This window comes from Pseudomonas sp. MWU12-2029, assembly GCF_023242425.1.
Lineage (GTDB): Bacteria > Pseudomonadota > Gammaproteobacteria > Pseudomonadales > Pseudomonadaceae > Aquipseudomonas > Aquipseudomonas kribbensis.
On sequence record NZ_JALJDY010000006.1, the window covers coordinates 209,663 to 235,103 of the forward strand.

Here is a 25,441-nt window from a genome sequence, read left to right on the forward strand (position 1 = left end):
ACGATGCCGTTCCAGTCCTTCGTATTTACAGACCTTTGAGGTGCTTTTGGCGCCTCGACAAAATGTTGCGCGTGAACAAGCTGGGTGAAACACAGTCTGTTCTGCATCGAATATTTATTTGCCGGGGCGCCCCTGTGGCGCGTCGCTACCGTGAGATAGCCGTCCTCCATGTTTGGTTCCAACGACGACAAGAAGACCCCAGCTGCGGCTGGCGAGAAGAAAAGCCTGTTCGGATGGCTGCGCAAAAAGCCGCAGGAACCCGTCGTCGAACAGCCGACTGCCATTCCTGAGCCAGCCCCGGCACCAGCACCTGTCATAGAAGAAGTGCCGGCGCCGGTTGTGCTGCCGATTGCCGAACCGGTGTTGCAACCGGTGGCCGAAGTCGAGCCTGAGGCGCCGGCTGCCGCTGAGCTGCCGCTGACCCCGGCTGCCCAGCCATGGTTGACCTTGCCCGTGGCGGAAGAGCCGGTGGCGCTGGTCGAAGAGGCTGCGCCGCACATCACGCCGCCGATTCCGGCAGCGGTTGCATTCACTCCCGAGCCTGTTCAAGCGCCGGTGGTCGAACCTGCTCCTGTCATTCCCGAGCCGGTGGTCGCTGCGCCGGTTGCACCGATTGTCACTGCGCCCGAGCCTGCACCTGCACCTGCACCTGCACCTGCACCTGCACCTGCACCTGCACCTGCACCGGTCGTCGCTGCGCCTGTCGCTGTCGTCGAAACCCCGGTGGAGGCGCCTCGCACCGAAGAAACCAAGGCCGGCTTCTTCGCCCGCCTCAAGCAAGGCCTGTCGAAGACCAGCGCCAGCATCGGCGAGGGCATGGCCAGCCTGTTCCTCGGCAAGAAGGCCATCGATGACGATCTGCTCGACGATCTCGAAACTCGTCTGCTGACTGCCGACGTTGGTGTCGAAGCCACTTCGGTGATCATCCAGCGTCTGACCCAGAAGGTCGCACGTAAAGAGCTGGCCGATTCCGACGCGCTGTACAAATCCCTGCAGGCCGAGCTGGCCGCGATGCTCAAACCGGTCGAGCAGCCGCTGAAGATTGCTTCGCAGAACAAGCCGTTTGTGATCCTCGTGGTTGGCGTCAACGGCGCCGGCAAGACCACCACCATCGGCAAGCTGGCGAAGAAGCTGCAACTGGAAGGCAAGAAAGTCATGCTCGCCGCCGGTGACACCTTCCGTGCTGCGGCGGTCGAGCAGTTGCAGGTCTGGGGCGAGCGCAACAAGATTCCGGTGATCGCCCAGCACACGGGCGCGGACTCGGCTTCGGTGATCTTCGACGCCGTGCAGGCCGCCAAGGCCCGTGGCATCGATGTGCTGATCGCCGACACCGCCGGTCGCCTGCACACCAAAGACAACCTGATGGAAGAACTGAAGAAGGTTCGCCGGGTGATCGGCAAGCTCGACGCCGATGCGCCGCACGAAGTGCTGCTGGTGCTCGACGCCGGTACTGGCCAGAACGCCATCAACCAGGCCAAGCAATTCAACCAGACCGTCGAACTGACCGGCCTGGCGCTGACCAAGCTAGACGGCACCGCCAAGGGCGGGGTGATTTTCGCCCTGGCCAAGCAATTCGGCCTGCCGATCCGCTACATCGGCGTCGGTGAAGGCATCGACGATCTGCGTACCTTTGAAGCCGAACCCTTTGTCCAGGCACTGTTTGCCGAGCGGGAGCGTTCATGATTCGTTTCGAACAGGTCGGTAAGCGCTACCCGAACGGTCACGTCGGCTTGCATGAGCTGAGCTTTCGAGTCCGTCGCGGCGAGTTCCTGTTTGTCACCGGCCACTCCGGTGCCGGTAAATCCACGTTGTTGCGCCTGTTGCTGGCGATGGAGCGTCCGACCAGCGGCAAACTGCTGCTGGCCGGGCAAGACCTGAGCACCATCAGCAATGCGCAGATTCCGTTTCTGCGTCGGCAGATCGGTGTGGTGTTCCAGAATCACCAGTTGCTGTTCGATCGCACGGTGTTCAACAACGTCGCGCTGCCGTTGCAGATCCTCGGGCTATCCAAGGCGGAAATCGCCAAGCGCGTCGATTCGGCACTGGAGCGCGTGGCGCTGTCGGACAAGACCGATCTGTACCCCGGCGATCTGTCCACCGGTCAGCAACAGCGCGTCGGCATCGCCCGCGCCATCGTGCACCGCCCGGCCCTGCTGCTGGCGGACGAACCGACCGGTAACCTCGACCCGCGTCTGGCGGCCGAGATCATGGGCGTGTTCGAAGACATCAACCGTCTGGGTACCAGCGTGCTGATCGCCAGTCACGACCTGGCCCTGATTGCGCGCATGCGCCATCGCATGTTGACCCTGCAACGCGGCCGATTGATCGGCGACGGGGAGGCAGGCGAATGAGTGCAACACGTAGTCCGAAGGTTTCCGAGCGTGTGGCCCCTAAGGCCGCCGATCCGCAGCCGCCGAAGAAGAAAAAGCACGACGAGGACGATGGTCCGGATTTCGCCACGCTGTTCCACGCCTGGATCGAAAGCCACCGTGCCAGCCTGCTGGACAGCCTGCGTCGCCTCGGCAAGCAGCCGATCGGCAGCTTCTTCACCTGCATGGTGATGGCGGTTGCACTGAGCCTGCCGATGGGCCTGTCGTTGTTGCTGAACAACGTCGAGCGTCTGGGCGGTTCGTGGCAGCGTGCGGCGCAGATCTCGCTGTATCTGGAGCTTGACGCCAGTTCGGCTCAGGGCGAGAAGCTGCGGGATCAGATCAAAGGCATGCCCGGCGTCGCTGATGCTGAATATGTCGGTCGCGATCAGGCGCTGGAAGAATTCCAGCAGCAGTCCGGACTGGGCGAAGCACTGCGCGAGCTGCCGGAAAACCCGCTGCCGGGCGTTGTGCTGGTGACGCCGAACGAGGTCGACAAGCCGACCCTGGAAGCATTAAGACAAAAACTTTCCGAACTGCCCAAGGTACAACAGGCGCAACTTGATCTAGTCTGGGTCGAGCGTCTGGCGGCCATCCTCAAGCTCGGCGACCGCTTTGTCTTCGGTCTGACGGTGTTGCTGGTTTCCGCATTACTTTTGGTGATAGGCAATACCATTCGTCTTCATATTGAAAACCGCCGCACCGAGATAGAAGTGATTAAACTCGTCGGCGGCACCGACAGTTATGTGCGTCGTCCCTTCCTTTATATGGGCGCGTTGTATGGCTTCGGTGCGGGGCTGCTGTCCTGGGGTGTGCTGGCGTTCGGCCTGAACTGGCTGAACGACGCGGTGGTCGGGCTGGCCGGCTTGTACGGCAGTGATTTCGCACTGGCCGGAGTGCCAGTTGCCGACGGTCTGTCGCTCTTGCTTGGCGCGGTGCTGTTGGGTTATATCGGTGCATGGATTGCAGTCGCACGTCATCTCAGGGAGCTGGCGCCGAAGTAGAATCTTTTTTGCGCGTGATTGACCTTGCGGTTTTTTGGGAACTTGTACCTGAGTTCCCGGTCAATTTTTCGCAGTGCCGAAAGGCGCGAGTATGTAAGTCGGAGGTTTTTTCGTATGACCAATTCTTTGCAACCTGCGTATGCATTGGTTCCGGGCGCAAACCTGGAAGCCTATGTGCACACCGTCAACAGCATTCCATTGCTGACGCCGGAGCAGGAGCGTGAACTGGCCGAGAGTCTCTACTATGAGCAGGATCTTGGGGCGGCTCGGCAGATGGTGCTCGCCCACCTGCGATTTGTCGTACACATTGCCCGTAGCTATTCCGGCTACGGTCTGGCTCAGGCTGACCTGATCCAGGAAGGCAACGTCGGCCTGATGAAGGCCGTGAAGCGTTTCAACCCGGAAATGGGCGTACGTCTGGTGTCCTTCGCGGTGCACTGGATCAAGGCCGAGATTCACGAATTCATCCTGCGCAACTGGCGGATCGTGAAAGTCGCGACCACCAAGGCCCAGCGCAAGCTGTTCTTCAACCTGCGCAGCCAGAAGAAGCGTCTGGCCTGGCTGAACAACGAGGAAGTCCACCGTGTGGCGGAAAGCCTCGGCGTCGAGCCCCGTGAAGTGCGTGAGATGGAAAGTCGCCTGACCGGTCATGACATGGCCTTCGACCCGGCTGCCGAAGCTGACGACGACAGTGCTTTCCAGTCGCCGGCCAACTACCTGGAAGACCACCGGTACGACCCGGCGCGTCAACTGGAAGATGCCGACTGGAGCGACAACTCCAATCACAACCTGCACGAAGCGCTGGAAGTGCTGGACGAGCGCAGCCGCGACATCCTCTACCAGCGCTGGCTGGCAGAAGAGAAAGCCACGCTGCACGACCTGGCGCAGAAGTACAACGTGTCGGCCGAGCGGATCCGTCAGCTCGAGAAGAGCGCGATGAACAAGCTCAAGTTGTCGATCGCCGCGTAACCGGTGGTCCGGCAATAAAAAACGCCCCGATCAGTGATGATCGGGGCGTTTTTGTGTGCGCTTCAGAAACTCATTGGGCCCAGGGTGCGCGGCGTGAATCATCGAGTGTCAGCAGATAGCTGTCGCCACCCAACTGGCTCATCTGCTGGCGAATCCATCCGGCCCGACGCGAAACGTAGGAAGTCGGGTGACTGGCGCTCCAGACCCGGGGATTGGGTAGCACGGCTGCCAGATAGCTCGCCTGCTGGCGGGACAATGACTTGGCAGAAACGCCAAAGTGATGCCGTGCCGCTGCTTCAGCGCCAAATACGCCGTCATCCCACTCGACACTGTTCAGGTACACCTCAAGTATCCGCTGCTTGGGCCAGAACACTTCGATCAGCGCGGTGAACCAAGCTTCCAGGCCTTTGCGCAGATAGCTGCGGCCGGACCACAAGAACAGGTTCTTCGACACTTGCTGGCTCAGGGTACTGGCGCCGCGAATCGAGCCGCCGAGTTCGTTGTGGGCCAGTGCGGCCTTGATCGCACTCAGGTCAAAACCCCAGTGCTCGGGGAATTTCTGGTCTTCGCCGGCAATCACCGCGACCTTCAGGTCATCGGAGATCTCGTCCCACGGCTTCCAGGTGCGTTGCAGATCGATCGGCTCGCCGTCGACCCAGGATTCGATCTTGCGCTCGATCATCAGCGCCGTGCCCGGTGGCGGCACAAAGCGAAACACCAACACCAGCAATACGCTGCCGCCCGCGAACCAGAGCAGGGCCTTCGTGAAACGACGGAGAAATAAACGCAGCATAGAGATGGCTTGGCCGAACCGGTTGAGCGGGCCATTATACAGACCCTGCCGATCGAGTCTGAGTGGAGTTCTACATGCTGCGTAGCTTTCTGATGCTGGCTGCCTTCTTTGGTTTCACCGGTGTCGGCCTCGGCGCATTCGCCGCCCATGGCCTGAAAAACCGCCTGACCCCCGAGTACCTCGCAATCTTCCACACCGGCGTCACCTATCAACTGGTGCATGCGCTGGCGCTGTTCGGTGTGGCGCTGCTGGCCACGCAGCTTCAGGGTCGCTTGGTCGCCTGGGCCGGTATCTCGTTCACCGTCGGCATCCTGCTGTTTTCCGGCAGTCTGTACCTGCTGACCACCGTCGGCATCGGCAAGCTCGGCATCATCACTCCGTTCGGTGGCCTGGCGTTCCTGATCGGCTGGCTGTGCCTCGGACTCGCCGCCTGGCGCCTGCAGCCAACCGCTTGACGCTTGGTGCTGACCTTTAGGTCATGATCGGGCTAGAATGCCACCCCCTAAAAAGTGATGGCGGCGTTGCGCATGCGCATTCAGTTGAACGGTGAATCCTTTGAACTGCCCGACGGTGAAACCGTTGCGGCCCTGCTGACCCGTCTGGACCTGACCGGACGCCGCGTCGCGGTCGAACTCAATCTGGATATCGTCCCGCGCAGCCAGCATGCCGACACCACATTGAATGACGGCGACAACGTCGAAGTGGTGCATGCCATCGGCGGCGGCTAGTCGCCAGGCCTGCATGGGCCGAGAATTCTGCAAGACCCTCACCCCAACAGAGGATTTCCCATGAGCATCGTTCGTAGCGACAAGCCTTTCGTTCTGGCCGGTCGTACTTACCAGTCGCGTTTGCTGGTCGGTACCGGCAAGTACCGTGACATGGAAGAAACCCGCCTGGCCATCGAAGCCTCGGGTGCCGAGATCGTCACCTTCGCGGTGCGCCGCACCAACCTGGGCCAGATCGAAGGCGAGCCGAACCTGCTCGAAGTGCTGTCGCCGGATCGCTACACCTTCCTGCCGAACACCGCTGGCTGCTACGACGCGGTCGAGGCCGTGCGCACCTGCCGCCTGGCCCGTGAACTGCTCGATGGCCATAATCTGGTGAAGCTGGAAGTGCTGGCCGACCAGAAAACCCTGTTCCCCAACGTGATCGAAACCCTCAAGGCCGCCGAAGTACTGGTCAAGGAAGGCTTCGACGTGATGGTTTACACCAGTGATGACCCGATCATCGCCCGGCAACTGGCGGAAATCGGCTGCATCGCGGTCATGCCGCTGGCCGGCCTGATCGGTTCGGGCCTGGGGATCTGCAACCCGTACAACCTGCAGATCATCCTCGAAGAAGCCAAGATCCCGGTGCTGGTGGATGCCGGTGTCGGTACCGCTTCCGATGCCACCATCTCCATGGAGCTGGGCTGTGACGCCGTGCTGATGAACTCGGCCATCGCCCACGCCCAGCAGCCGATCATGATGGCCGAAGCCATGAAACACGCGATCGTCGCGGGCCGCCTGGCCTACCTCGCCGGCCGCATGCCGAAAAAACTCTATGCCAGCGCCTCTTCGCCGCTGGATGGTCTGATCAAGTAAGAGCTATTGATGACTGAATCGAACGACACGCCAATCCAGACGGAAGAAGGCGACGAGCGCCAACACCGCCGCATCAAGAGTTTTGTGATGCGCGCCGGGCGCATGACCGAAGGCCAGCAGCGTGGCCTGGATCAGGGCGCGCCGAAGTTCGTCCTGCCGCTGGCCGATGCGCCGGTGGATTACGATCAGGTGTTCGGCCGTTCCGCGCCGCGTTCGCTGGAGATCGGTTTCGGCATGGGCCACTCGCTGCTGGAAATGGCAGCCGCTGCGCCGGAACAGGATTTCATCGGTGTCGAGGTTCACCGTCCGGGTGTCGGCGCGCTGCTCAATGGCGTGCTGACCCAGGGCCTGACCAACCTGCGGGTCTACGATTGCGACGCGATCGAAGTACTGAACCGCTGCATCGCCGACAACAGCCTCGATCGCCTGATGCTGTTCTTCCCGGATCCGTGGCACAAGAGCCGTCACCACAAGCGCCGCATCGTTCAAGCGTCTTTCGCTGAACTGGTGCGCAGCAAGTTGAAGGTTGGCGGCATTCTGCACATGGCCACCGACTGGGAACCGTATGCCGAATACATGCTGGAAGTGATGAACGTCGCCCCGGGCTATCGCAACCTCGCCGAAGACGGCAAGTGCGTACCACGCCCGGCCGAACGCCCGATCACCAAGTTCGAACGCCGTGGCGAACGTCTTGGGCATGGCGTGTGGGATCTGAAGTTCGAGAAACTCGCTTAAGCATCACGCAATAAAAACTGTGGGAGCGAGCTTGCTCGCGATTGCGGTCTGACAGTCAACGAAGATGTTGAATGTTATGACGCTTTCGCGAGCAAGCTCGCTCCCACAGTTGTTTTGTGTGTGCTGAAAATCAGCGGCGGTCGGCGACCACGCCGATCAAAACCAACACCACCAACAACACCGGCGCCAGACTGTAGTTGTTGAACTGGCTCAGCCCCTTCACCACCCAAGGGGTGGCGTAGATCAGCGCCGCGCCGCTGCCGATCATGCACAGCTGGGCCATCAGCGGGACGCGCAGGGCGCCGGCGATGCTGCCCAGGCGTTGCTCGACCCAGCCTTTGAAGTCGGCGCCGAACAGCACCAGCAGGCAGCCCACCAGGGCCAGCGCGATTTCCGAGAGGTTGCTGCGGCTCCAGCGGGAGACAGTGGCGAGCAGGTCGAGTATCAAATCCATGCGGTTTCCCCGGGAGCCATTCAGCTCAGAAATTTCTGCAGCAAATCGTTGAGAAAGAGTTGTCCGCGCTCGGTGGCCGCCAGACGTGACGGTTCGACCTGCAATAGACCGCTTTGTTCGGCCTCGCGCCGGTGTTCGTCGAGGCTTTCCAGCGGCAGGCCGGTGCGCTCGGGATACAGGCGTGATTCGACGCCGGCGGTCAGGCGCAGGGCGTTCATCAGGAACTCGAAGGGCATCTCGTCGTTGGTCAGGGCTTTCTCGCCGGCCTGGAAGCTTTTGGCCGGGTTGAGGTAGTCCTTCGGCAAGCGCGTCTTCCAGGTGCGTACGATGCGCCCGTCCGGATGGCTGAGCTTGCCGTGGGCGCCGGCGCCGATGCCGATGAAGTCGCCGAAACTCCAGTAGTTGAGGTTATGCCGCGCCGGACGACCCGGTTGGGCGTAAGCGGAAACTTCGTATTGCGCGTAACCGTGTTCGGCCAGCAGCGCCTGTCCGGCCTCTTGAATGTCCCACAACGTGTCGTCTTCCGGTAGCACCGGCGGCTGGTTCCAGAACACGGTGTTCGGCTCCAGCGTCAGCTGATACCAGGAAATGTGCGTCGGTTTCAGTTCGATGGCCTGGCGCAGATCGCTCAAGGCATCGTCCAGCGACTGGTCCGGCAGGCCGTGCATCAAGTCGAGGTTGAAGTTATCGAATCCGGCCTGGCGCGCCATGCCGGCGGCACGCACCGCTTCATCGCCGTTGTGGATGCGGCCGAGGGCCTTGAGCTTTTCCTGCTGGAAGCTCTGGATACCGATCGACAGGCGATTGATCCCCAGTTTGCGGTAAGCGACGAACTTCTCTTGCTCGAAAGTCCCGGGGTTGGCTTCCAGGGTGATTTCGATGTCATCGGCAAACGGGATGCGGTGTTTCACGCCTTCGAGCAAGCGGCCCAGTGCTTCGGCACTGAACAGGCTCGGTGTACCGCCGCCAAAGAAGATCGAACTCAACTCGCGGCCGTACACCGCGTGCAGATCCTGATCCAGGTCGGCGAGCAGCGCATCCACATATTCCCGTTCCGGCAGCACCGGGCTGGCAGTGTGGGAGTTGAAATCGCAATACGGGCATTTGCGCACACACCACGGGATGTGGATGTACAGCGCCAGGGGCGGCAGCGTCGGCAACGGCGCCCGAGGCGAAGAGGCGGCGCCACCGACGATCAGTGGCGACGCAGAAGAATCACGGGTCATTTCAAGCCCAGACGCTGGCGCAGCAGATCCATTGCACGGGCGCGGTGGCTGATCTGGTTCTTGTCGCTCGGGCTCAGCTCGGCGCTGGACACGTTACGCTCCGGCACCCAGAACAGCGGGTCGTAGCCGAAACCGTGCTCGCCGCTGGCGGCGGTCAGGATGCGCCCGTGCCACAGGCCTTCACAGAGGATCGGCAGCGGATCGTCGGCATGACGCACCAGCGCCAGCACGCAGACGAACTGCGCGCCGCGCTCGGCTTCAGGCACGTCCTTCAAGGCGTCGAGCAGTTTGGCGTTGTTCGCCGCGTCGCCCTTGCCGTCGGCGTAGCGCGCGGAGTAGATGCCCGGCGCACCGCCGAGGAAATCTACCGCCAGACCCGAATCGTCGGCCAGCGCCGGCAGCCCGGAGATGCGCGCGGCATTGCGCGCCTTGAGGATCGCGTTCTCGACGAACGACAGACCGGTTTCTTCCGGCTCCACGCTGCTGAACTCGCCGATCGAGCGCAATTGCACCGATTCGCCGAGCATGGCCTGGAGTTCCTTGAGTTTGCCGGCGTTATGGCTGGCCAGTACGAGTTGCTTGAGGTTCATCATTCGCCGGGGAAAAGCTCTTGGTTGAAATTGATGGTGTTGATCTTGTCACCGTTCTGCACCTTGATTTCGAAGGTGCGGGTTTCCTGCTGTTCCACCGGGTACTGGGCGATGTAATAGATTGCGCCCTGTTCGGTGACCTGGCGGAAATTCAGGGTCACGGTCTGGCTGGTCAGATCTTTCACAGTGCCGGTGACGTTGGCGATCAACGGCTTGCCGTCCTTGATCACCGAGACATTGATCACGCCCTGATTCTTGCTGCGGATCAGCTCGGCAGCCTTGGCGATGTCCGGTTGCAGGTAGGTCGAGTTGAAAGTGTTGTAGTGCACCGTCACGTCGCCGAAGGTTTCCTGGCGCTCGCTCTTGATGGCATCGGCTGCCATGGCCGACAGGCTCAGGCAGGCGGCCAGCAGCGTGGTAATCAGGCGTCCCATGTTCGTTCTCCTCGCAATGTCGTGGTTCAGACCGCGATTTTGTGATCCTGCAGCCCCGGGCTGCTGACGCGGTAGATACCGATCTCACCTAACAGATTAGGCCATAGCTTACTGGCCCACCCGTGGCGGTGCTGTTGATCCACGGCAAGCCGATCAATGACCTTCGCTTCACGTTCGCGACAAAGTTCTTCAAAGTCTTCGAAGGTGCAGAAGTGAATGTTCGGCGTGTTGTACCAGGTGTACGGCAGGAACTCGGACACCGGCATCCGGCCCTTGCTCGCCAGATACCAGCGGCAGCGCCAGTGGCCGAAGTTGGGGAAGGTGATGATGCACTGGCGACCGACCCGCAGCATTTCGTCGAGGATCTTGTCCGGGTAGTGCACGGCCTGCAGGGCCTGAGTCATCACGACCACGTCGAAGCTGTTGCTGGCGAAGTTGCCCAGACCCTTGTCCAGGTCCTGCTCGATGACGTTGATGCCCTTGGCCACGCACTCGGCAATGTTGTCCGGGTCGTTTTCCAGGCCATAACCGGTGACCTGCTTGTGGTCGCGCAGCCAGGTCAGCAACTCGCCGTCACCGCAACCGAGGTCGAGCACGCGGCTGCCGGCGGGGATCCATTCCTGGATGATTTCCAGATCAGCTCTCATGGCTTGTTCACACCGTAATTCGGTTCATGTAATTGCCGAACGCCTGCAAATAACGCGGGATCGGAATCAGGAAGGCGTCGTGGCCCTGAGGCGCGTCGATTTCCAGGTAGCTGACGTCCTTGCGCGCGGCCATCAGTGCGTCCACCAGTTCCCGCGAGCGGGCCGGAGAGAAGCGCCAGTCGGTGGTGAACGACATCACGCAGAACCTGGCTTTCGCGCCTTCGAAGGTTTTCGCCAGGTTATCGTCGAAGTTCGCCGCCGGATCGAAGTAGTCCAGCGCCTTGGTCATCAACAGATAGGTGTTGGCATCGAAGCGCCCGGAGAATTCTTCGCCCTGATAGCGCAGGTAGCTTTCGACCTGAAACTCGACACTGTGGAAGTCGTAGTTGAGCTTTTCGCTCTTCAGGCCACGACCGAATTTCTCGCCCATGGAGTCGTCGGACAGGTAGGTGATGTGCCCGACCATTCGCGCCAGCATCAGTCCGCGCTTGGGAATCACGCCTTGTTCCTGGAACGAGCCGCCGTGGAATTCCGGGTCGGTGAGAATCGCCTGACGCGCCACTTCGTTGAAGGCGATGTTCTGCGCCGACAACTTGGGGGCCGAGGCGATGGCCAGGCAGTGGCGAACGCGATCCGGGTAAGTGATGGTCCATTGCAGCGCCTGCATGCCGCCGAGGCTGCCGCCGATAACCGCCGCCCACTGGCCGATGCCGAGCAGGTCGGCCAGCCGTGCCTGGCTGTGCACCCAGTCTTCCACGGTCAGCACCGGGAAATCGGCGCCAAACGGCTTGCCGGTGTCCGGGTTGAGGCTGCTCGGGCCGGTGGAGCCGTTGCAGCCGCCGAGGTTGTTCAGGCTGACCACGAAGAACTTGTTGGTGTCGATCGGTTTGCCGGGGCCGATGCAGCTGTCCCACCAACCGGGCTTGCGGTCGTCGACGCTGTGGTAACCAGCGGCATGGTGGTGGCCGGACAAGGCGTGGCAGATCAACACGGCGTTGCTCGCTTGCGCGTTCAGTGTGCCGTAGGTTTCGTAGATCAGGTCATAAGCGGCCAGCGAACGGCCGCAGGCCAGGGCCAGCGGTTCGCTGAAGTGCGCCGTTTGCGGCGTCACCAGACCAACAGAATCGGGGGGAAAGGCAGTTGGCATCGACCCTGCTCTCGTTGAAATGAGGCGTAAGTCTAAAGAGCATGGGGGTTAGCAGCAAGCAGCCCTCACCCTAACCCTCTCCCGGAGGGAGAGGGGACTGATCTCGGTGTTCTTTGGAGCTGCACCGGCCTGAGTCATCGAGTTAAACCCAGGGTTTGAAAACAACACAAATCGGCTCCCTCTCCCTTGGGAGAGGGCTGGGGTGAGGGGCAGGAGGCACTGCGGTTGTTCAGGAGGAGCGCGCGACCAATCCCGGCAAATCCGGCATCTTCTTCGGCGAGCATATCTTCACCCGCTTCTGCCGGTTCAACTCACCACTGATCAGACTCACCTGACTCTTGGAAACCCCAAAAGCCTTGGCCAGAAACCCCATCAGATACGCATTGGCCTTGCCCTCGACCGGCGGAGCGGTCAGGCGGATTTTAAGGCGATCACCGTGCAGCCCGGCGAAGTCATCGCTGCGGGCTGCCGGTTGCAGGTGACACTCGAGGATCAGGTCGTCACCGTCCCAACGGAACCAGCTCACATCAACAGGCGCAGGATTTCCGGCATCATCGTCATCGCCGCGAGGTTGTTGATCACCAGCATGTCGATCAGCTTCAGCGCGAGGAAGGCGAAGATCGGCGACAGGTCCAGGCCGCCCATGCTCGGCAGGAAGCGACGGAACGGCGCCAGGGCCGGTTCGCAGATCTGGTTCACCAGCTCGGCGCCCGGGTTATGGCTGCCCGGAGCGACCCACGACAGGATCACGCTGATGATCAGGGCGAAGAAGAAAATCTTCAGGAACAGCGCGGTCACGCCGATGATCGACCAGATGAACAGTTGCAGCGGGTTGCCAGTGGTGCCGTAGGTCAGCAGCAGGGTCAGTGCCATCAGTGCCAGTTGTACGAGGATTGCCAGCACCAGCGAGGACATGTCGAGGCCGAACAGGCTCGGGATGATCCGGCGCAGTGGCTTGAGCAGCGGCTGGGTCGCCTTGACCACGAACTGGCAGAGCGGGTTGTAGAAGTTCGCTCGTACCAGTTGCAGGACGAAGCGCAGCAGCACGATCAGCAGGTACAGGCTGCCGAGGGTTTGCAGCACGTAGACCGCTGCGGTGTTCAATCCAATCATGTAAGGCTCCTTATTTGCCCAGTTGTTCGGCCATCTCGGCCGAGCGGTGCGCGGCGGCGCCGAGTGCTTTTTCCACCAGGGCTTCGAAGCCGCCGGCCTGGAACGATTTGATCGCAGCTTCAGTGGTGCCCGCTGGCGAGGTCACGCGGCGGCGCAGTTCGGCGGCGTCGACGTCGCTGGAAACGGCCATGTGCGCGGCGCCCAGCGCGGTTTGCAGGGTCAGTTGCTCGGCGGTTTCCTTCGGCAGGCCGAGTTTGACGCCGGCAGCGGTCATGGCTTCGATCAGCAGGAAGAAGTAGGCCGGGCCGGAACCGGAGACGGCAGTGACCGCGTCCAGTTGCTGCTCTTCGTTCAGCCACAGGGCGATGCCCACGGCGGACAGCAGCTCTTCAGCCTGCTGGCGTTGTTCGGCGCTCACTTCGCCGGTGGCGTACAAGCCGCTGACGCCCTGACGCAGCAGCGCCGGAGTGTTGGGCATGCAACGCACGATCGGCTGCTCGCCAAGCCATGCAGTCATGCTGGCGCAGGTGATGCCGGCGGCGATGGACACCACCAGTTGATTCGGCTTCAGGCTTGGGCGAATCGCTTCGCACACGGCCTTCATGGCCTGCGGCTTGACTGCCAGCACGACAACGTCGGCGCCGTCGATGGCCTGGGCATTGTCGGCGAAGGTTTCGATGCCGTGCTCGGCGCTGACCCGGTTGCGGGTCTCTTCGCCCGGATCGCTGGCGCGGATGTGTGCGGCTTCCAGACCCTTGGCCCGCAGGCCGCCGATCAGGCTGGCGGCCATGTTGCCGGCACCGATAAAGGCAATACGCGTGTTGCTCATGTCAGGTCCTTATCTGGAAATCATCAAGATTGGGAGTAGTCGCGAGCGCCAAACAGGGCCGTACCGATACGGACCCAGGTGGCGCCCTGGGCAATGGCCGACTCGAGGTCGTGGCTCATGCCCATGGAAAGTGTGTCGAGCGGCAGATCGAGGCCGGCCTGCAATTTCTGGACAGCGGCAAATGCGGCATCCTGCTCGGCGCGATCTTCGGTCGGCTCGGGAATCGCCATCAGCCCGCGCAACTTCAAGCGCGGCAGGGCGCTGATGGCCAGGGCCAGGGCCGGCAGGTCGGCCGGGGTGCAGCCGGACTTGCTGGCCTCACCGCTGACATTGACCTGAATGCAGATGTTCAGTGGCGGCAGATCTGCCGGACGTTGCTCGGACAGACGTTGGGCGATTTTCAGGCGATCCACGGAGTGCACCCAGGCGAAGTGCTCGGCAATCGAGCGGGTCTTGTTCGACTGAATGGGGCCGATGAAGTGCCAGATCAAGGGCAGGTCGGCCAGTTCGAGCTGTTTGCCCAAAGCTTCCTGCAGATAGTTCTCGCCAAAGTCGCGCAGGCCGGCGGCGTACGCTTCGCGCAGGGCTTGGGCGGGTTTGGTCTTGCTCACGGCCAGCAGCTGGACGCTGTTTTCATCGCGGCCGGCGGCTTTGACGGCTGCCTTAATGCGCGAACTAACCTGGAGAATGTTGTCTGCTATCGTGGACATCAAGAGGCGCCAGCGGTCTGAAGGTTCGCGGCATTCTACTGGAATTGAGGGACGCTATGGATATCACTGAACTGCTGGCCTTCAGCGCCAAACAGGGCGCTTCCGACCTGCACCTGTCGGCCGGACTGCCGCCGATGATCCGCGTGGATGGCGATGTGCGGCGGATCAATCTGCCGGCGCTGGATCACAAGCAGGTGCATGAGCTGATCTACGACATCATGAACGACACCCAGCGGGTGGAGTACGAGAAACATCTGGAAACCGACTTTTCCTTCGAGGTGCCGGGCGTAGCGCGGTTTCGGGTCAATGCCTTCAACCAGAACCGTGGCGCCGGCGCAGTGTTCCGCACCATCCCGTCGAAAGTGCTGAGCATGGAAGACCTCGCCATGGGCGACGTCTTTCGCAAGATCACCGACGCCCCGCGTGGTCTGGTGCTGGTGACCGGGCCGACCGGTTCCGGCAAGTCCACCACCCTGGCGGCGATGATCGATTACCTCAACACCCACCGTCATCACCACATCCTGACCATCGAAGACCCGATCGAATTCGTCCACGAATCGCGCAAATGCCTGATCAATCAGCGTGAAGTCCACCGCGATACCCGCAGTTTTGCCACGGCACTGCGCTCGGCGCTGCGGGAGGACCCGGACGTGATCCTGGTGGGCGAGATGCGCGACCTGGAAACCATCCGCCTGGCGCTGACCGCTGCGGAAACCGGGCATCTGGTGTTCGGCACGCTGCACACCACCTCGGCGGCCAAGACCATCGACCGGGTGGTGGACGTGTTCCCGGGGGATGAGAAGTCCATGGTGCGCTCGATGCTGTCGGAGTCGTTGCTGGCCGTGGTGTCGCAGACGCTGATCAAGAAGATCGGCGGCGGCCGGGTGGCGGCCCACGAGATCATGCTGGGAACGTCGGCGATCCGGAACCTGATCCGCGAGGACAAGGTGGCGCAGATGTATTCGGCGATCCAGACCGGCGGGGCGCTGGGGATGCAGACACTCGACATGTGCCTGAAGGATCTGGTGACCATGGGCCTGATCAGTCGCGAACACGCGCGGGAGAAGGCGCGGACGCCGGATAATTTCTAGTGGCGAAAAAAAACGCAGCCCGAGGGCTGCGTTTTTTGTGATCTGCAAGGATCAGCGTTGAACCACGCGCATTTGCTTGCCGCCCGGCTCTTTCGGCAGCACGCGCTTGGCAACCACGTAATGCTGTTCCCAATACGGCTTGTTCAGCGTATCGATGCTCACCGCTTTGCCACGGCGCGGCGCGTGGATGAAGCGGTCGTTGCCCAGGTAGATGGCAACGTGATTGACCCGACGGCTCTTGATGTTGAAGAAAATCAGGTCGCCAGGCTTGAGGTCCTTGCGCTCGACTTTCTCGCCATGACCGCTGGCCATGGCATTCGAGGTGCGCGGCAGGTCGAAAGTCGCGTCGTTGAACGCGTATTTCACCAGGCCGCTGCAGTCGAAGCCTTTACTCGGGCTGCTGCCGCCCCAACGGTAAGGTGTACCGAGGACGTTCACCGCACGACTGAGGACGTTGCTGCTTTCCTTGTTCGCCATCGGTGGAACCAGCTTGCCGTGACTCTTGCTGGCGAGCGTGGTGTGTTTCGTTTGTTTGCCTTTGTTCGAAGGAGCAGAGGCATGGGATTTGGGAGTGAAACCGTTAACGTTGGGAAGACGTTGCTCACGATTGGTGGCGTGGGCGGCCAGTGGCATTAATAGGCAAATAGTTAGCCATGTCTTGAAAAATGGACGCATTAGGCAGGGCTCTTATGTGTTAGCGCGCAACTTTATAACAGCTTTTTTGTCCCTTCCGAGGCCGTTGGTCGATTCAAAAGGCGGGCAACGGAACCAAACAAGCGGCAAATAGACGCAATTGTCGGACAGAAGTCAGGTGCTATAAGGCTTTGACGGACCACAAGGTAGCATTTGCCGTACGTCGGCTACATGTAAAAAAGTCACAAAGAATTAAAGAAAATTTATCTATCGCGTGTATCGAGGTCTTCATGAACCGCTATCAACTGCCCCGTGTGAAGGAAAAGGACACCCATAGCAAGGTGATCGGATACCTGTTGTGGATCTTCGGTTTTACCGGGTCGCACCGCTTCTATTACGGCAAGCCGGTGACCGGCACGATCTGGTTTTTCACCTTCGGCCTGCTGGGAATTGGCTGGCTGATCGACGTGTTCCTGATCCCGGCGATGGACCGGGAAGCGGACCTGCGCTTTGCGGCGGGGCCCATCGAATACAACGTGGCGTGGATTCTCCTGACGTTCCTCGGCGCGTTCGGCGTGCACCGGATGTATCAGGGCAAGTGGATCACAGGTTTGCTGTACCTGCTGACCGGCGGGTTGTTCTTTCTGGGTGTGCTGTATGACTTCTGGACGCTGAATGATCAGGTGTCGGTGCGTAATGCCGAAGGGCGGGGCGCTTTTCAGTAAGTGATGGCGAGGGGAGAACCGCCGGCGCAGTTCGTGCGCTGGCAGGTGCCCCTTCGACTTCCGGTCTTGCATCTGTGCTATTTCGATTGCGCGAAGGTTTGCATTTGGAAAGCGACAAACGTAAGGGCAGTGACACCATAAAGTATTGCAATGACGGTGTGATGGGGCATGGACCAGTACACAATCCTGTCAACCAGAATCAATAGCGATAGTGTTGCAGTCAAGTAGGCTGATATTTTCAGTAACAGACCTCCGGGCGAATTGGTGTGTGCCCAGCCTAATAGGAGAATCTGCAGTAGGTGCATTATTGCAAGTGTCAGGAAAATCATCAGCGTCACACCAATGGGCAAGCCAATTGAATCCTGGCTTATGTCATAAGTTTGTGATTTGAGATTTTCTATTAGTACGAGCACTCCTGCACAAGATGTAAGTACGAGAGCGATCGGGTATAGATATCTCAATAATCTGCAGGTCCTGTCCATTCGCTCTCCATCGTTCGGATGTCTGTAAGAATGCTGAAGCTTACTGGGCAGGATTAAACCCGGTTCCGCTCAGCCTTATTTTATGGTCGCCGAAAATGTCGATCTCATAATGCGTTCCGGAAAATACTCTACCTGCTGTTGTTAATAACTCAAGGGCAGTTGATCTGTTGCTTGCGTCGAAGTCGTAAGTGTCAGTATAAGCTCTGATAACGCCATCAAAAACCCAGGATCCTGTGTTGTCTCTGGTGAAGTTTCCTTCCATCTTTATCGTTATTCTTCCTAGATAAGCTCCGGTGACGTTGCTGTCATTGATGGTAGCGTAAGGAATCCTGGGGTCGGACAAGTAATAAGTACCAGCTTCTCGAGTGCTTGCAATAGAGCTTGCCAGTAATGGCAGTTCATTGGCTCTGACGTTCAGGCCAATGTTGTTGATGTTGACCCTCATCCTCTCACCATTTCCCCAGAGATAATGAGCGAAGGCTTTGATCGGGCTGAAGGTGCCTCCGGAAAGCTCGGTTGTGAGCGTTTCGTAATTCAGGTTGTACGGAGCCGTCGCTGCGACTTTGATCAAAGCTTCTATGGGGCTTAGTTTTTGCTGTGCCGCAAATGAATCAGCCAAGCTGAAGTTAATGACTTTGTTCTTGAAATAACCATGGCTGATAATGGTGGAGCTGTTCAATAAGAAGTTGTCGCTTTCCGTGATCCTCCAGAGATCGCGGATTCCACCCAGAGCATCGTTGTTAATTGCCTTGTTCACCATTTGCAGTTCATAGGTGAAGGCTTTGATTCCGGATTTCATCTCAAGCCAGGCATGAAACATATCCATTTCTGCTGAGGTTATTGCGGGACCATTGCTCAGTGGCAGTGAATAGGTTTGACCGTCATGGGTGATGATGGCCTCTCCTGCGCCCTGCCAATCTGCTGTTGCATAGGTTCCCCATCTGAAACCGGAGTCGACTGTAAAACCGCCAGAGTTTCCTGTTGTACCTCTGGTGATAATAGGGGGAAGCGTAAGTCCATTTTTCATGTGCTTATCCTTGTGGGTATTAGTTATCCTTCTGACGGTTTCATGTTAATGACTCTATGTAGATGTTACCTATGAGAACTTTGTAGGCTGTTTCTGATTGTATCGAGGCTGTTTTTACAGGGCGGGTGTGAAGCGTCGGAGATTTCTATATGGCGGGTAGCCGCTTTCCTGCGCCACTTGGTGCAGATCTATCGGCAGGCGTCGGGTGAGGGAGATGTGATGTTGCGAACAGTGACTTTGAGCGAAACTTTTCCAATACGGATGTTTGTCGCTATCCAATGAAGTCAAAGAGGTAGCAGGCCATTGCAGCCTGCTACCTCCAGTCTTCATGCCTGATGGCTGATCCGGCCATCCACCAGCGTGTAACGCACCACACCCGGCAGGCTGTGGCCGAGGAACGGGCAGTTCTCGCCCTTCGACAGCCAGCTCTCGCCGGCCACGGTCGAAGCCTTCGGATCGAACAGCACGATATCCGCCGCGCCGCCCACTGCCAGCTTGCCTGCCGGCAGGCGCAGGGCCTCGGCCGGGCCGGCGCTCAGGCGTGCCAGCAGGGTCGGCAGGTCCAGCAGACCGTCCTCGACCAGCGTCATCGCCAGCGGCAGCAGCAGTTCGACGCTGCTGATGCCCGGTTCGGTTGCGCCGAACGGTGCCAGTTTCGCATCGCGCTCATGGGGCTGGTGATGGCTGGAAATCGCCGAAACCACCCCGGACTTCACTGCTTCACGCAGACCGTCGCGATCCGCGCGGGTGCGCAGCGGCGGTTGCACGTGATACAGGCTGCTGAAGTCGATCAGCGCTTCGTCCGTCAGGATCAGCTGATACAGGGCGACATCCGCCGTGACTTTCAGGCCACGGGCTTGGGCCTGAGCGATCAGGGCCACGCCGCGAGCGCTGGTCAGTTGACTGAAGTGCGCGCGCACGCCGGTCTGCTCGACCAGCAGCAGATCCCGAGCCAGGGCCACGGTTTCAGCGGTTTCCGGGATACCCGGCAGGCCGAGGAAGCTGGCGGTGGCGCCTTCGTGGGCCAGGCCACCGTCGGCAAGGTCGTGATCCTGGGAGTTGAAAATCACCGTCAGGTCGAAGGTTGCCGCGTAATCCAGCGCCCGGCACAGGGTGCGGGTGTTGCGGAAGCTCTCCAGACCGTTGCCGAACGCCACGCAACCGGCGTCGCGCAGGGCAACCAGCTCGGCCAGCTGCTCGCCGTCCAGGCCTTTGCTCAGAGCGCCGATCGGGAACACCTTGGTGTTGCCGGCCTCGCGGGCGCGGTCGAGGATCAGCTCGGCCACGGCGGAGGTGTCGAGCACCGGTTTGGTTTTCGGCGGGCAGCACAGGCTGGTCACGCCACCGGCTGCAGCCGCGCGGGTTTCGCTGGCGATGGTGCCTTTGCGGCTGTAGCCCGGCTCGCGCAGGGCAACGTTCAGGTCGACGAGGCCCGGAGCGGCGACAAGGCCTTGGGCGTCGATGGTTTCCACAGCGGAGAAACCGGCCGGTGCCGCGCCGAGGGCGACGATCTTGCAGGCTTCAACGTGAATATCGGTGATTTGATCCAGGCCGCTGCTTGGATCGATGACGCGGGCGCCGAGAATGCTGAGCTTCACTGGGCGTTCTCCTGCTCGAATTGACGCTGCGCGGTTTGTCCGCTCATGGCCATGGACAGCACGGCCATACGGATCGCGATGCCATAGGTAACTTGATTGAGGATTACCGAGTGCGGGCCGTCGGCCACCGCCGACTCGATCTCCACGCCACGGTTGATCGGCCCAGGGTGCATGACGATGCAATCGGGCTTGGCGCCGGCCAGGCGCGCGGTGGTCAGGCCAAACAGGCGGTAGAACTCGCCTTCGCTCGGCAGCAGGCCGCCGGTCATGCGCTCACGCTGCAGGCGCAGCATGATCACCACGTCGACGTCTTTCAGGCCTTCGGTCATGTCGGTGTAGACCTTCACGCCGTACTGCTCGATGCCGATCGGCAGCAGGGTTTTCGGCGCGATCACGCGGATGTCCTGGCAACCGAGGGTCTTCAGGGCGAGCATGTTCGAGCGCGCCACCCGCGAATGCAGGATGTCGCCGACGATGGCTACCGAGAGGTTTTCGAAGCTGCCCTTGTGCCGACGGATGGTCAGCATGTCGAGCATGCCCTGGGTCGGGTGGGCGTGACGGCCGTCGCCGCCGTTGATGATCGCCACCTGCGGGCAGACATGCTCGGCGATGAAGTGCGCAGCGCCCGAATCACCGTGGCGTACGACGAACATGTCGGCGGCCATGGCTTCGAGGTTGCGCAGGGTGTCGAGCAGGGTTTCGCCCTTGCTGGCCGACGAGGTCGACACGTTCAGGGTGATCACGTCCGCCGACAGCCGCTGGGCCGCCAGTTCGAAGGTGGTGCGGGTGCGGGTGGAGTTTTCGAAGAACACGTTGCACACGGTCTTGCCGCGCAGCAACGGGACCTTCTTCACGGCCCGGGCACCGACTTCGAGGAACGAGTCGGCGGTGTCGAGGATTTCCGTCAGCAACTCGCGGCGCAGGCCGTCGAGCGAGAGGAAGTGGCGCAGCTGGCCCTGATCATTGAGCTGCAGCGGGCGCTTGGTATCTAGAGGCGTCATCGCGAAGGGGACTCTCAATAGGGCGGATTAAAGGGCAAGGTCTTGCAGTTCGAGGGCCAGCTCCGGGCCGGACAGCTTGACCCGTTCGTGAGCGGCCAGCGACAGGGTCGCGCCGACCACGTTCGGGCGGATCGGCAGTTCACCGGCGTCCAGGTCCAACAGGCAGACCAGCGTCACGCTGGCCGGGCGGCCGTAGTCGAACAGTTCGTTCATGGCGGCGCGGATGGTCCGGCCGCTCATCAGTACGTCGTCGATCAGCACCAGATGCTGGCCTTCGATTTCGAAGGGCAGGGCGGACGGGCGCACTTGCGGGTGCAGGCCGTTCTGGCTGAAGTCGTCGCGGTAGAAGGAGACATCCAGCGTACCCAATGGCGCATCGTTGCCCAGCTCTTCGAGCAGGGCCTGGGCGACCCAGACACCGCCGGTGCGGATGCCGATGTAACGCGGTTCGCTGATACCACGCTGGGCAAGGTGCGCCTTGAGGCGTGTCGCCATCTGGCTGATCAGATCGGCGGGATTGGGCAGGCTCATGGTTGCTCCTTCTCGGGGTCGAGCCGGTTCTCGCGAACCGGGGCTCGGGTTGTAGCCAAAAGAAAAGCGCCGTAGCGCTTGTCAGGATTCAAACAGTGCGGTGTTTTCGTCGAGCCAGCCCTGCAGCAGCAGGGCGGCGGCGATGGCGTCCACCGGGTTGTCGCGGTAACTGCCTTTCTGCCCGCCGCGCACCAGTCGTTCGCCCTTGGCTTCGAAGGTCGTCAGGCGCTCGTCGTGGGTATAGAAGGGCAGGTTGTAGCGGCCGTTGAGGCGGCGGGCGAATTTCTCGGCGCGGGCGCACATCTCGCTGGGCGTGCCGTCCATGTTCAGCGGCAGGCCGACCACCACGGCATCGGGTTTCCATTCCTTTATAAGGGCTTCGACCTGATTCCAGTCCGGCACGCCGTTCTGCGCCTTCAAGGTACACAGCTCGCGAGCCTGGCCGGTAATCACCTGGCCGACCGCCACGCCGATCTGTTTGGTGCCGTAGTCGAAGCCGAGGATCAGGCGCAGGGCCATCAGGCGTGCCCTGCCTGGCTGGTCAGCAGGTTGAGGTTGATCCCCAAGTGCTTGGCCGCCGCTTCCAGGCGCAGTTCGCTGCTGGTGTTGAACAGGATGTCGGCGTCGTACGGGCAGGTCAGCCAGGCGTTGTCGGCCATTTCAGCCTCCAGTTGACCGGCTTCCCAACCGGCGTAGCCGAGGGTGATCAGGCTTTTCGCCGGGCCGACGCCGTCGGCGATGGCGAACAGCACGTCTTGCGAGGTGGACAGTGCAAGGTCGCCCTCCAGCTCGACAGTGGCCTGGAACGTCTTGCCCGCCGGATGCAGCACGAAACCGCGATCGGTCTGCACCGGGCCGCCGATGAAGATCGGCACATGCTGGCACAGCGCTGGCGGATCGATGTCCGGGCGCAGTTGCTCGAGGATGTCGGCCAGATTCAGCTCTTGCGGTCGGTTGACCACCAGCCCCATTGCGCCATTGGCCGTGTGCTCGACGATGTAGGTCAAGGTGTGGGCAAAGTTCGGGTCGGCCATGTGTGGCATGGCGATCAGGAAGTGATGCTTGAGGTAGCTGGGGCTGACGTTTTTCATGTGCGGTAGTGTGGCGTTCGGGGGGCGAACTGACAAGCTGGAGCGGTCAAAAGATCGGCTCAGTTGCTGGACAGCCGGTCGCCCCGGGCGAATTTCCAGGTGCGGATGATTTCCAGTCGGTCGATGTCCGACAGGTCGCCGGTAAACGGTGCGAAAGGCGCGGCCAGCCGCACGATGCGCTGCGCCGCCTGATCCAGCAGCGGCTGGCCGGAGGATTCCAGCACCAGCACTTCATACAGCGAGCCGTCGCGGTTGATCGACACCATCAGGCGCAGATTGCCGTAGATCTGTTGGCGACGGGCTTCGTCGGGGTAATTGAGGTTGCCGATGCGCTCGACCTTCTTGCGCCATTCGTCCTTGTACCAGGCGCCCTTGTCGCGCATGGTCGAGGCCGCGCTCAGGCGGTGGATGCGCGGGCGCTTGGCGTACAGCTGTTGTTCGTTGGCCAGTTCGGCTTCGAGGCTGGCGATGTCGCTGGAGAGCTGCGAGCTGTCGAAAGTCGGGGCATCGACCGTCGGTTTGGTCTCGGTCTTGGCTTCTTCTTTCTTGGTCGGCGCTTTTTTCGGTTTCGGCGCGACGGTGGTCACGGCCGCCTTGGGCGCCGCTTCCTGCACTTCCGGCTTGGCGGCCGGCGGCGGGGTGACTTTCTTGACCTGATTGTCCTGGAACGGCGCGACCTCGGTGGTCTTGGGGATCGCCTTCTTGTCGAGGGTGCCGCTGCCTTCCTGGTTTTCCTGAGCGAGGAAATCGGCCTTCTTGGGCTTGGTTTCGCTCTTGAAGGTAGCGAGGGTGATTTCCAGGGTTTTGCTGATCTGCTTGGGCTCGACCATGGTGAAGCCCACGCCGAGCAGCAGCGCCAGATGGATCAACGCCGCGAGAAACAGGGTAAATCCGAGGCGATCGACCGGGCGCACGCCGCGGTGGGCGAGTTCAGCAGGCAGATCGGACGGAAGTGTCATGACAAGAAAACCAACATCGCGTTTTTCACAGGCCGCGCATGATAACGCAATGTTGGTTTCACGCCTTGGGCTTCAAGCATCAAGCGACAGGCTGCATGTGATGTGCATCAAGCTTGCAGCTTTTTCTCGATGGCATCCATCAGCATTCCGCCGATGTCGGTGCCGAAGGCATTGTCGATCTCGCGGATGCAGGTCGGGCTGGTGACGTTGATTTCGGTCAGGTGCTCGCCGATCACGTCGAGGCCGACGAACAGCAGGCCCTTCGCGCGCAAGGTCGGGCCGACCTGAGCGGCGATCCAGCGATCCTTGTCGGTCAGCGGACGGGCTTCGCCTCGGCCGCCGGCGGCGAGGTTGCCACGGGTTTCGCCCTGGGCCGGAATCCGCGCCAGGCAGTAATCCACCGGCTCGCCGTCGATCATCAGGATGCGCTTGTCGCCGTCCTTGATTGCCGGCAGGTAGGCCTGGCCCATGATCTGCTGGGTGCCGAGGGCGGTCAGGGTTTCCAGAATCACCGACAGGTTCGGATCACCGACGCGGTGACGGAAGATCGAAGTACCGCCCATGCCGTCCAGCGGCTTGAGGATCACGTCGCCATGCTTGGCGGCGAATTCACGCAGCACGTCGGCGCGGCGGCTGACCACGGTTGGCGGCGTGCACTGCGGGAACAGGGTGGCGAACAGCTTTTCGTTGCAGTCGCGCAGGCTCTGCGGCTTGTTGACCACCAGTACGCCGGCGGTTTCGGCCTGTTCGAGCAGGTAGGTGGAGTAGACGAACTCCATGTCGAACGGTGGATCCTTGCGCATCAGGATCACGTTCAGGTCGCTCAGCGGCAGATCCTGTTCGGCGCCCAGTTCGAACCATTTTTCCGGGTTGGCGAAGACTTTCAGCGGCTTCATCCGTGCCCGTGCCTGACCTTCACCTTGATAAAGGTCTTTCTGTTCCATGTAGAACAGTTCCCAGCCGCGCTTCTGCGCCGCCAGCAGCATGGCCAGCGAGCTATCCTTTTTATAGGAAATGCTGGCGATTGGGTCCATGACTATCCCGACGCGAACGCTCATTGGGTTTTCCTCGAAAATTGGCTACCGGATCGGTATGAAAAAAGTGCCGCCAGAGTGGCTCCGGGCGGGTTTTCGGTCAAGGAAAAACCCGTCGATAGATTGCTTCTGGAGACTGTGCTAAAAAGGCTCCCAGCCGTGCTGGCCCTTGAACATCAAGGGTTTCCAGCCATCAGTCATCGCAAAACGGACAAATTGATTCGCAAAGGCGACGGTAGAGCCCCCTTATGGAACAGCAGTCCAGCGCCTTGAAGGTCATGGTGATCGACGACTCGAAAACGATTCGTCGCACCGCCGAGACCCTGTTGAAAAATGCAGGGTGCGAAGTCATCACGGCGATTGACGGTTTCGACGCCCTGGCGAAGATCGCCGACAACCACCCCGGGATCATTTTTGTCGACATCATGATGCCGCGTCTGGATGGTTATCAGACCTGCGCTTTAATCAAGAACAACAGTGCCTTCAAGGCGACGCCGGTGATCATGCTGTCGTCCCGCGACGGGCTGTTCGACAAGGCCAAGGGGCGGATTGTCGGTTCCGATCAATTTTTGACCAAACCTTTCAGCAAGGAAGAACTGCTCGACGCGATTGCGGCCCATGTTCCGGGCTTTGCCGCTGATTTGCCGCAGTAAGACACGCACAGTG

31 protein-coding genes are annotated in these 25,441 nt (G+C 60.8%); 11 read left to right on the plus strand and 20 right to left on the minus strand.

The window, feature by feature from the left end; translation table 11 throughout:
• The first annotated feature begins 168 nt into the window (after window positions 1-168).
• From ftsY to rpoH, 4 genes are all read left to right on the plus strand, one after another.
• Window positions 169-1,683: a signal recognition particle-docking protein FtsY gene (ftsY, locus tag M5B44_RS16960; protein ID WP_248739926.1), complete on the plus strand. Its 1,515-nt coding sequence runs from the start codon at window positions 169-171 to the stop codon at window positions 1,681-1,683.
• The gene (gene ftsE, locus M5B44_RS16965) at window positions 1,680-2,351 is read left to right on the plus strand and encodes a cell division ATP-binding protein FtsE (RefSeq protein ID WP_008065082.1); all 672 of its coding nucleotides are present in this window, start codon (window positions 1,680-1,682) and stop codon (window positions 2,349-2,351) included. Before ftsY ends, ftsE begins: the two co-directional genes overlap by 4 nt.
• Window positions 2,348-3,373 (plus strand): permease-like cell division protein FtsX, encoded by a 1,026-nt coding sequence (gene ftsX / locus M5B44_RS16970; RefSeq protein ID WP_248739927.1) that lies wholly within the window; start codon window positions 2,348-2,350, stop codon window positions 3,371-3,373. The genes ftsE and ftsX overlap by 4 nt, the downstream gene beginning before the upstream one ends.
• A 114-nt stretch (window positions 3,374-3,487) precedes the next feature.
• Window positions 3,488-4,342, plus strand: a complete 855-nt coding sequence (gene rpoH, locus M5B44_RS16975; protein WP_003229146.1) for an RNA polymerase sigma factor RpoH — start codon at window positions 3,488-3,490, stop codon at window positions 4,340-4,342.
• Between the two features lie 70 nt (window positions 4,343-4,412).
• On the opposite strand, the gene mtgA is transcribed toward rpoH, so the two are convergent.
• Window positions 4,413-5,135 carry a monofunctional biosynthetic peptidoglycan transglycosylase gene (gene mtgA / locus M5B44_RS16980; RefSeq protein ID WP_248739928.1) on the minus strand — a complete coding sequence of 241 codons (723 nt, stop codon included), beginning with the start codon at window positions 5,133-5,135 and terminating at the stop codon, window positions 4,413-4,415.
• A 74-nt stretch (window positions 5,136-5,209) separates the two neighbouring features.
• Between mtgA and M5B44_RS16985 the strand changes: the two genes are divergently transcribed.
• From M5B44_RS16985 to trmB, 4 genes are all read left to right on the plus strand, one after another.
• Window positions 5,210-5,590, plus strand: a complete 381-nt coding sequence (locus M5B44_RS16985; protein WP_248739929.1) for a DUF423 domain-containing protein — start codon at window positions 5,210-5,212, stop codon at window positions 5,588-5,590.
• A gap of 72 nt (window positions 5,591-5,662) precedes the next feature.
• On the plus strand, window positions 5,663-5,863 hold the full coding sequence (thiS, locus tag M5B44_RS16990; protein WP_007953386.1) for a sulfur carrier protein ThiS: 201 nt from the start codon (window positions 5,663-5,665) through the stop codon (window positions 5,861-5,863).
• Window positions 5,864-5,923: 60 nt separating this feature from the next.
• Window positions 5,924-6,718 (plus strand): thiazole synthase, encoded by a 795-nt coding sequence (locus M5B44_RS16995; protein WP_007953385.1) that lies wholly within the window; start codon window positions 5,924-5,926, stop codon window positions 6,716-6,718.
• A gap of 9 nt (window positions 6,719-6,727) precedes the next feature.
• Window positions 6,728-7,453 (plus strand): tRNA (guanosine(46)-N7)-methyltransferase TrmB, encoded by a 726-nt coding sequence (trmB, locus tag M5B44_RS17000; protein ID WP_085646976.1) that lies wholly within the window; start codon window positions 6,728-6,730, stop codon window positions 7,451-7,453.
• 130 nt (window positions 7,454-7,583) lie between these two features.
• Here trmB and M5B44_RS17005 read toward each other — a convergent pair whose 3' ends face one another.
• The 10 genes from M5B44_RS17005 to M5B44_RS17050 form a co-directional block, all read right to left on the minus strand.
• A complete protein-coding gene (locus M5B44_RS17005; RefSeq protein ID WP_248739930.1) occupies window positions 7,584-7,907 on the minus strand; it encodes a DUF3392 domain-containing protein in 324 nt (107 codons plus the stop codon).
• Between the two features lie 20 nt (window positions 7,908-7,927).
• Complete coding sequence (gene hemW / locus M5B44_RS17010) at window positions 7,928-9,133, minus strand: radical SAM family heme chaperone HemW (RefSeq protein WP_248739931.1); 1,206 nt, start codon at window positions 9,131-9,133, stop codon at window positions 7,928-7,930.
• On the minus strand, window positions 9,130-9,726 hold the full coding sequence (gene rdgB / locus M5B44_RS17015) for an RdgB/HAM1 family non-canonical purine NTP pyrophosphatase (protein ID WP_085709065.1): 597 nt from the start codon (window positions 9,724-9,726) through the stop codon (window positions 9,130-9,132). Before rdgB ends, hemW begins: the two co-directional genes overlap by 4 nt.
• Complete coding sequence (locus tag M5B44_RS17020; protein WP_085709066.1) at window positions 9,723-10,157, minus strand: DUF4426 domain-containing protein; 435 nt, start codon at window positions 10,155-10,157, stop codon at window positions 9,723-9,725. The genes rdgB and M5B44_RS17020 overlap by 4 nt, the downstream gene beginning before the upstream one ends.
• 26 nt (window positions 10,158-10,183) lie before the next feature.
• Window positions 10,184-10,804 (minus strand): methionine biosynthesis protein MetW, encoded by a 621-nt coding sequence (gene metW / locus M5B44_RS17025; RefSeq protein ID WP_085709067.1) that lies wholly within the window; start codon window positions 10,802-10,804, stop codon window positions 10,184-10,186.
• A 7-nt stretch (window positions 10,805-10,811) separates the two neighbouring features.
• Window positions 10,812-11,951, minus strand: a complete 1,140-nt coding sequence (gene metX, locus M5B44_RS17030) for a homoserine O-succinyltransferase MetX (protein WP_248739932.1) — start codon at window positions 11,949-11,951, stop codon at window positions 10,812-10,814.
• 229 nt (window positions 11,952-12,180) lie between these two features.
• Window positions 12,181-12,477 carry a DUF167 domain-containing protein gene (locus M5B44_RS17035; RefSeq protein ID WP_248739933.1) on the minus strand — a complete coding sequence of 99 codons (297 nt, stop codon included), beginning with the start codon at window positions 12,475-12,477 and terminating at the stop codon, window positions 12,181-12,183.
• Complete coding sequence (locus M5B44_RS17040) at window positions 12,474-13,064, minus strand: YggT family protein (protein WP_085709070.1); 591 nt, start codon at window positions 13,062-13,064, stop codon at window positions 12,474-12,476. The genes M5B44_RS17035 and M5B44_RS17040 overlap by 4 nt, the downstream gene beginning before the upstream one ends.
• A 10-nt stretch (window positions 13,065-13,074) precedes the next feature.
• Window positions 13,075-13,893 (minus strand): pyrroline-5-carboxylate reductase, encoded by an 819-nt coding sequence (gene proC, locus M5B44_RS17045; protein ID WP_085731569.1) that lies wholly within the window; start codon window positions 13,891-13,893, stop codon window positions 13,075-13,077.
• 23 nt (window positions 13,894-13,916) lie between these two features.
• Window positions 13,917-14,603: a YggS family pyridoxal phosphate-dependent enzyme gene (locus M5B44_RS17050; RefSeq protein ID WP_248739934.1), complete on the minus strand. Its 687-nt coding sequence runs from the start codon at window positions 14,601-14,603 to the stop codon at window positions 13,917-13,919.
• A 56-nt stretch (window positions 14,604-14,659) separates the two neighbouring features.
• Here M5B44_RS17050 and M5B44_RS17055 point away from each other — a divergent pair, with 56 nt between their 5' ends.
• Window positions 14,660-15,694, plus strand: a complete 1,035-nt coding sequence (locus tag M5B44_RS17055; protein ID WP_248739935.1) for a type IV pilus twitching motility protein PilT — start codon at window positions 14,660-14,662, stop codon at window positions 15,692-15,694.
• Between the two features lie 51 nt (window positions 15,695-15,745).
• Here the strand turns inward: M5B44_RS17055 and M5B44_RS17060 are convergent, their stop codons facing one another.
• On the minus strand, window positions 15,746-16,369 hold the full coding sequence (locus M5B44_RS17060) for a C40 family peptidase (RefSeq protein ID WP_096817610.1): 624 nt from the start codon (window positions 16,367-16,369) through the stop codon (window positions 15,746-15,748).
• Between the two features lie 248 nt (window positions 16,370-16,617).
• On the opposite strand from M5B44_RS17060, the gene M5B44_RS17065 reads away from it, so the two are divergent.
• Entirely contained in the window at window positions 16,618-17,052 is a 435-nt protein-coding gene (locus M5B44_RS17065) for an NINE protein (RefSeq protein ID WP_119427539.1), read from the plus strand.
• 522 nt (window positions 17,053-17,574) lie between these two features.
• Here the strand turns inward: M5B44_RS17065 and M5B44_RS17070 are convergent.
• From M5B44_RS17070 to gshB, 8 genes are all read right to left on the minus strand, one after another.
• Window positions 17,575-18,561 (minus strand): lipid II-degrading bacteriocin, encoded by a 987-nt coding sequence (locus M5B44_RS17070; RefSeq protein ID WP_248739936.1) that lies wholly within the window; start codon window positions 18,559-18,561, stop codon window positions 17,575-17,577.
• Between the two features lie 326 nt (window positions 18,562-18,887).
• A complete protein-coding gene (locus M5B44_RS17075; protein ID WP_248739937.1) occupies window positions 18,888-20,159 on the minus strand; it encodes a dihydroorotase in 1,272 nt (423 codons plus the stop codon).
• Window positions 20,156-21,160, minus strand: a complete 1,005-nt coding sequence (locus tag M5B44_RS17080; RefSeq protein WP_025109148.1) for an aspartate carbamoyltransferase catalytic subunit — start codon at window positions 21,158-21,160, stop codon at window positions 20,156-20,158. The genes M5B44_RS17075 and M5B44_RS17080 overlap by 4 nt, the downstream gene beginning before the upstream one ends.
• A gap of 27 nt (window positions 21,161-21,187) precedes the next feature.
• Window positions 21,188-21,691, minus strand: coding sequence for a bifunctional pyr operon transcriptional regulator/uracil phosphoribosyltransferase PyrR (gene pyrR / locus M5B44_RS17085; RefSeq protein ID WP_248739938.1), 504 nt, complete (start codon window positions 21,689-21,691; stop codon window positions 21,188-21,190).
• Window positions 21,692-21,772: 81 nt separating this feature from the next.
• Window positions 21,773-22,210 (minus strand): Holliday junction resolvase RuvX, encoded by a 438-nt coding sequence (gene ruvX, locus M5B44_RS17090; RefSeq protein WP_085709079.1) that lies wholly within the window; start codon window positions 22,208-22,210, stop codon window positions 21,773-21,775.
• Entirely contained in the window at window positions 22,210-22,782 is a 573-nt protein-coding gene (locus tag M5B44_RS17095) for a YqgE/AlgH family protein (protein ID WP_085709080.1), read from the minus strand. Before M5B44_RS17095 ends, ruvX begins: the two co-directional genes overlap by 1 nt.
• Window positions 22,783-22,841: 59 nt before the next feature.
• Window positions 22,842-23,741, minus strand: a complete 900-nt coding sequence (locus tag M5B44_RS17100) for an energy transducer TonB (RefSeq protein WP_248739939.1) — start codon at window positions 23,739-23,741, stop codon at window positions 22,842-22,844.
• 107 nt (window positions 23,742-23,848) lie between these two features.
• Window positions 23,849-24,799, minus strand: coding sequence for a glutathione synthase (gshB, locus tag M5B44_RS17105; RefSeq protein WP_248739940.1), 951 nt, complete (start codon window positions 24,797-24,799; stop codon window positions 23,849-23,851).
• 224 nt (window positions 24,800-25,023) lie between these two features.
• Here gshB and pilG point away from each other — a divergent pair, with 224 nt between their 5' ends.
• Window positions 25,024-25,428 carry a twitching motility response regulator PilG gene (gene pilG / locus M5B44_RS17110; protein ID WP_085709083.1) on the plus strand — a complete coding sequence of 135 codons (405 nt, stop codon included), beginning with the start codon at window positions 25,024-25,026 and terminating at the stop codon, window positions 25,426-25,428.
• The last annotated feature ends 13 nt before the right edge of the window (window positions 25,429-25,441 follow it).

What these genes read in the sequence shown, in the direction of transcription:
- proC (WP_085731569.1), bottom strand. Translation starts at nt 13,893, where the DNA reads ATGAGCAACACGCGTATTGCCTTTATCGGTGCCGGCAACATGGCCGCC.
- ftsX (WP_248739927.1), top strand. Translation starts at nt 2,348, where the DNA reads ATGAGTGCAACACGTAGTCCGAAGGTTTCCGAGCGTGTGGCCCCTAAG.
- M5B44_RS17100 (WP_248739939.1), bottom strand. Translation starts at nt 23,741, where the DNA reads ATGACACTTCCGTCCGATCTGCCTGCTGAACTCGCCCACCGCGGCGTG.
- trmB (WP_085646976.1), top strand. Translation starts at nt 6,728, where the DNA reads ATGACTGAATCGAACGACACGCCAATCCAGACGGAAGAAGGCGACGAG.
- M5B44_RS17055 (WP_248739935.1), top strand. Translation starts at nt 14,660, where the DNA reads ATGGATATCACTGAACTGCTGGCCTTCAGCGCCAAACAGGGCGCTTCC.
- M5B44_RS17065 (WP_119427539.1), top strand. Translation starts at nt 16,618, where the DNA reads ATGAACCGCTATCAACTGCCCCGTGTGAAGGAAAAGGACACCCATAGC.
- M5B44_RS17020 (WP_085709066.1), bottom strand. Translation starts at nt 10,157, where the DNA reads ATGGGACGCCTGATTACCACGCTGCTGGCCGCCTGCCTGAGCCTGTCG.
- metW (WP_085709067.1), bottom strand. Translation starts at nt 10,804, where the DNA reads ATGAGAGCTGATCTGGAAATCATCCAGGAATGGATCCCCGCCGGCAGC.
- M5B44_RS16985 (WP_248739929.1), top strand. Translation starts at nt 5,210, where the DNA reads ATGCTGCGTAGCTTTCTGATGCTGGCTGCCTTCTTTGGTTTCACCGGT.
- pyrR (WP_248739938.1), bottom strand. Translation starts at nt 21,691, where the DNA reads ATGAGCCTGCCCAATCCCGCCGATCTGATCAGCCAGATGGCGACACGC.
- M5B44_RS17040 (WP_085709070.1), bottom strand. Translation starts at nt 13,064, where the DNA reads ATGATTGGATTGAACACCGCAGCGGTCTACGTGCTGCAAACCCTCGGC.
- mtgA (WP_248739928.1), bottom strand. Translation starts at nt 5,135, where the DNA reads ATGCTGCGTTTATTTCTCCGTCGTTTCACGAAGGCCCTGCTCTGGTTC.
- ftsE (WP_008065082.1), top strand. Translation starts at nt 1,680, where the DNA reads ATGATTCGTTTCGAACAGGTCGGTAAGCGCTACCCGAACGGTCACGTC.
- ftsY (WP_248739926.1), top strand. Translation starts at nt 169, where the DNA reads ATGTTTGGTTCCAACGACGACAAGAAGACCCCAGCTGCGGCTGGCGAG.
- gshB (WP_248739940.1), bottom strand. Translation starts at nt 24,799, where the DNA reads ATGAGCGTTCGCGTCGGGATAGTCATGGACCCAATCGCCAGCATTTCC.
- M5B44_RS17050 (WP_248739934.1), bottom strand. Translation starts at nt 14,603, where the DNA reads ATGTCCACGATAGCAGACAACATTCTCCAGGTTAGTTCGCGCATTAAG.
- M5B44_RS16995 (WP_007953385.1), top strand. Translation starts at nt 5,924, where the DNA reads ATGAGCATCGTTCGTAGCGACAAGCCTTTCGTTCTGGCCGGTCGTACT.
- pilG (WP_085709083.1), top strand. Translation starts at nt 25,024, where the DNA reads ATGGAACAGCAGTCCAGCGCCTTGAAGGTCATGGTGATCGACGACTCG.
- rpoH (WP_003229146.1), top strand. Translation starts at nt 3,488, where the DNA reads ATGACCAATTCTTTGCAACCTGCGTATGCATTGGTTCCGGGCGCAAAC.
- M5B44_RS17070 (WP_248739936.1), bottom strand. Translation starts at nt 18,561, where the DNA reads ATGAAAAATGGACTTACGCTTCCCCCTATTATCACCAGAGGTACAACA.
- M5B44_RS17080 (WP_025109148.1), bottom strand. Translation starts at nt 21,160, where the DNA reads ATGACGCCTCTAGATACCAAGCGCCCGCTGCAGCTCAATGATCAGGGC.
- hemW (WP_248739931.1), bottom strand. Translation starts at nt 9,133, where the DNA reads ATGACCCGTGATTCTTCTGCGTCGCCACTGATCGTCGGTGGCGCCGCC.
- ruvX (WP_085709079.1), bottom strand. Translation starts at nt 22,210, where the DNA reads ATGGCCCTGCGCCTGATCCTCGGCTTCGACTACGGCACCAAACAGATC.
- rdgB (WP_085709065.1), bottom strand. Translation starts at nt 9,726, where the DNA reads ATGATGAACCTCAAGCAACTCGTACTGGCCAGCCATAACGCCGGCAAA.
- M5B44_RS17005 (WP_248739930.1), bottom strand. Translation starts at nt 7,907, where the DNA reads ATGGATTTGATACTCGACCTGCTCGCCACTGTCTCCCGCTGGAGCCGC.
- metX (WP_248739932.1), bottom strand. Translation starts at nt 11,951, where the DNA reads ATGCCAACTGCCTTTCCCCCCGATTCTGTTGGTCTGGTGACGCCGCAA.
- M5B44_RS17095 (WP_085709080.1), bottom strand. Translation starts at nt 22,782, where the DNA reads ATGAAAAACGTCAGCCCCAGCTACCTCAAGCATCACTTCCTGATCGCC.
- M5B44_RS17060 (WP_096817610.1), bottom strand. Translation starts at nt 16,369, where the DNA reads ATGCGTCCATTTTTCAAGACATGGCTAACTATTTGCCTATTAATGCCA.
- thiS (WP_007953386.1), top strand. Translation starts at nt 5,663, where the DNA reads ATGCGCATTCAGTTGAACGGTGAATCCTTTGAACTGCCCGACGGTGAA.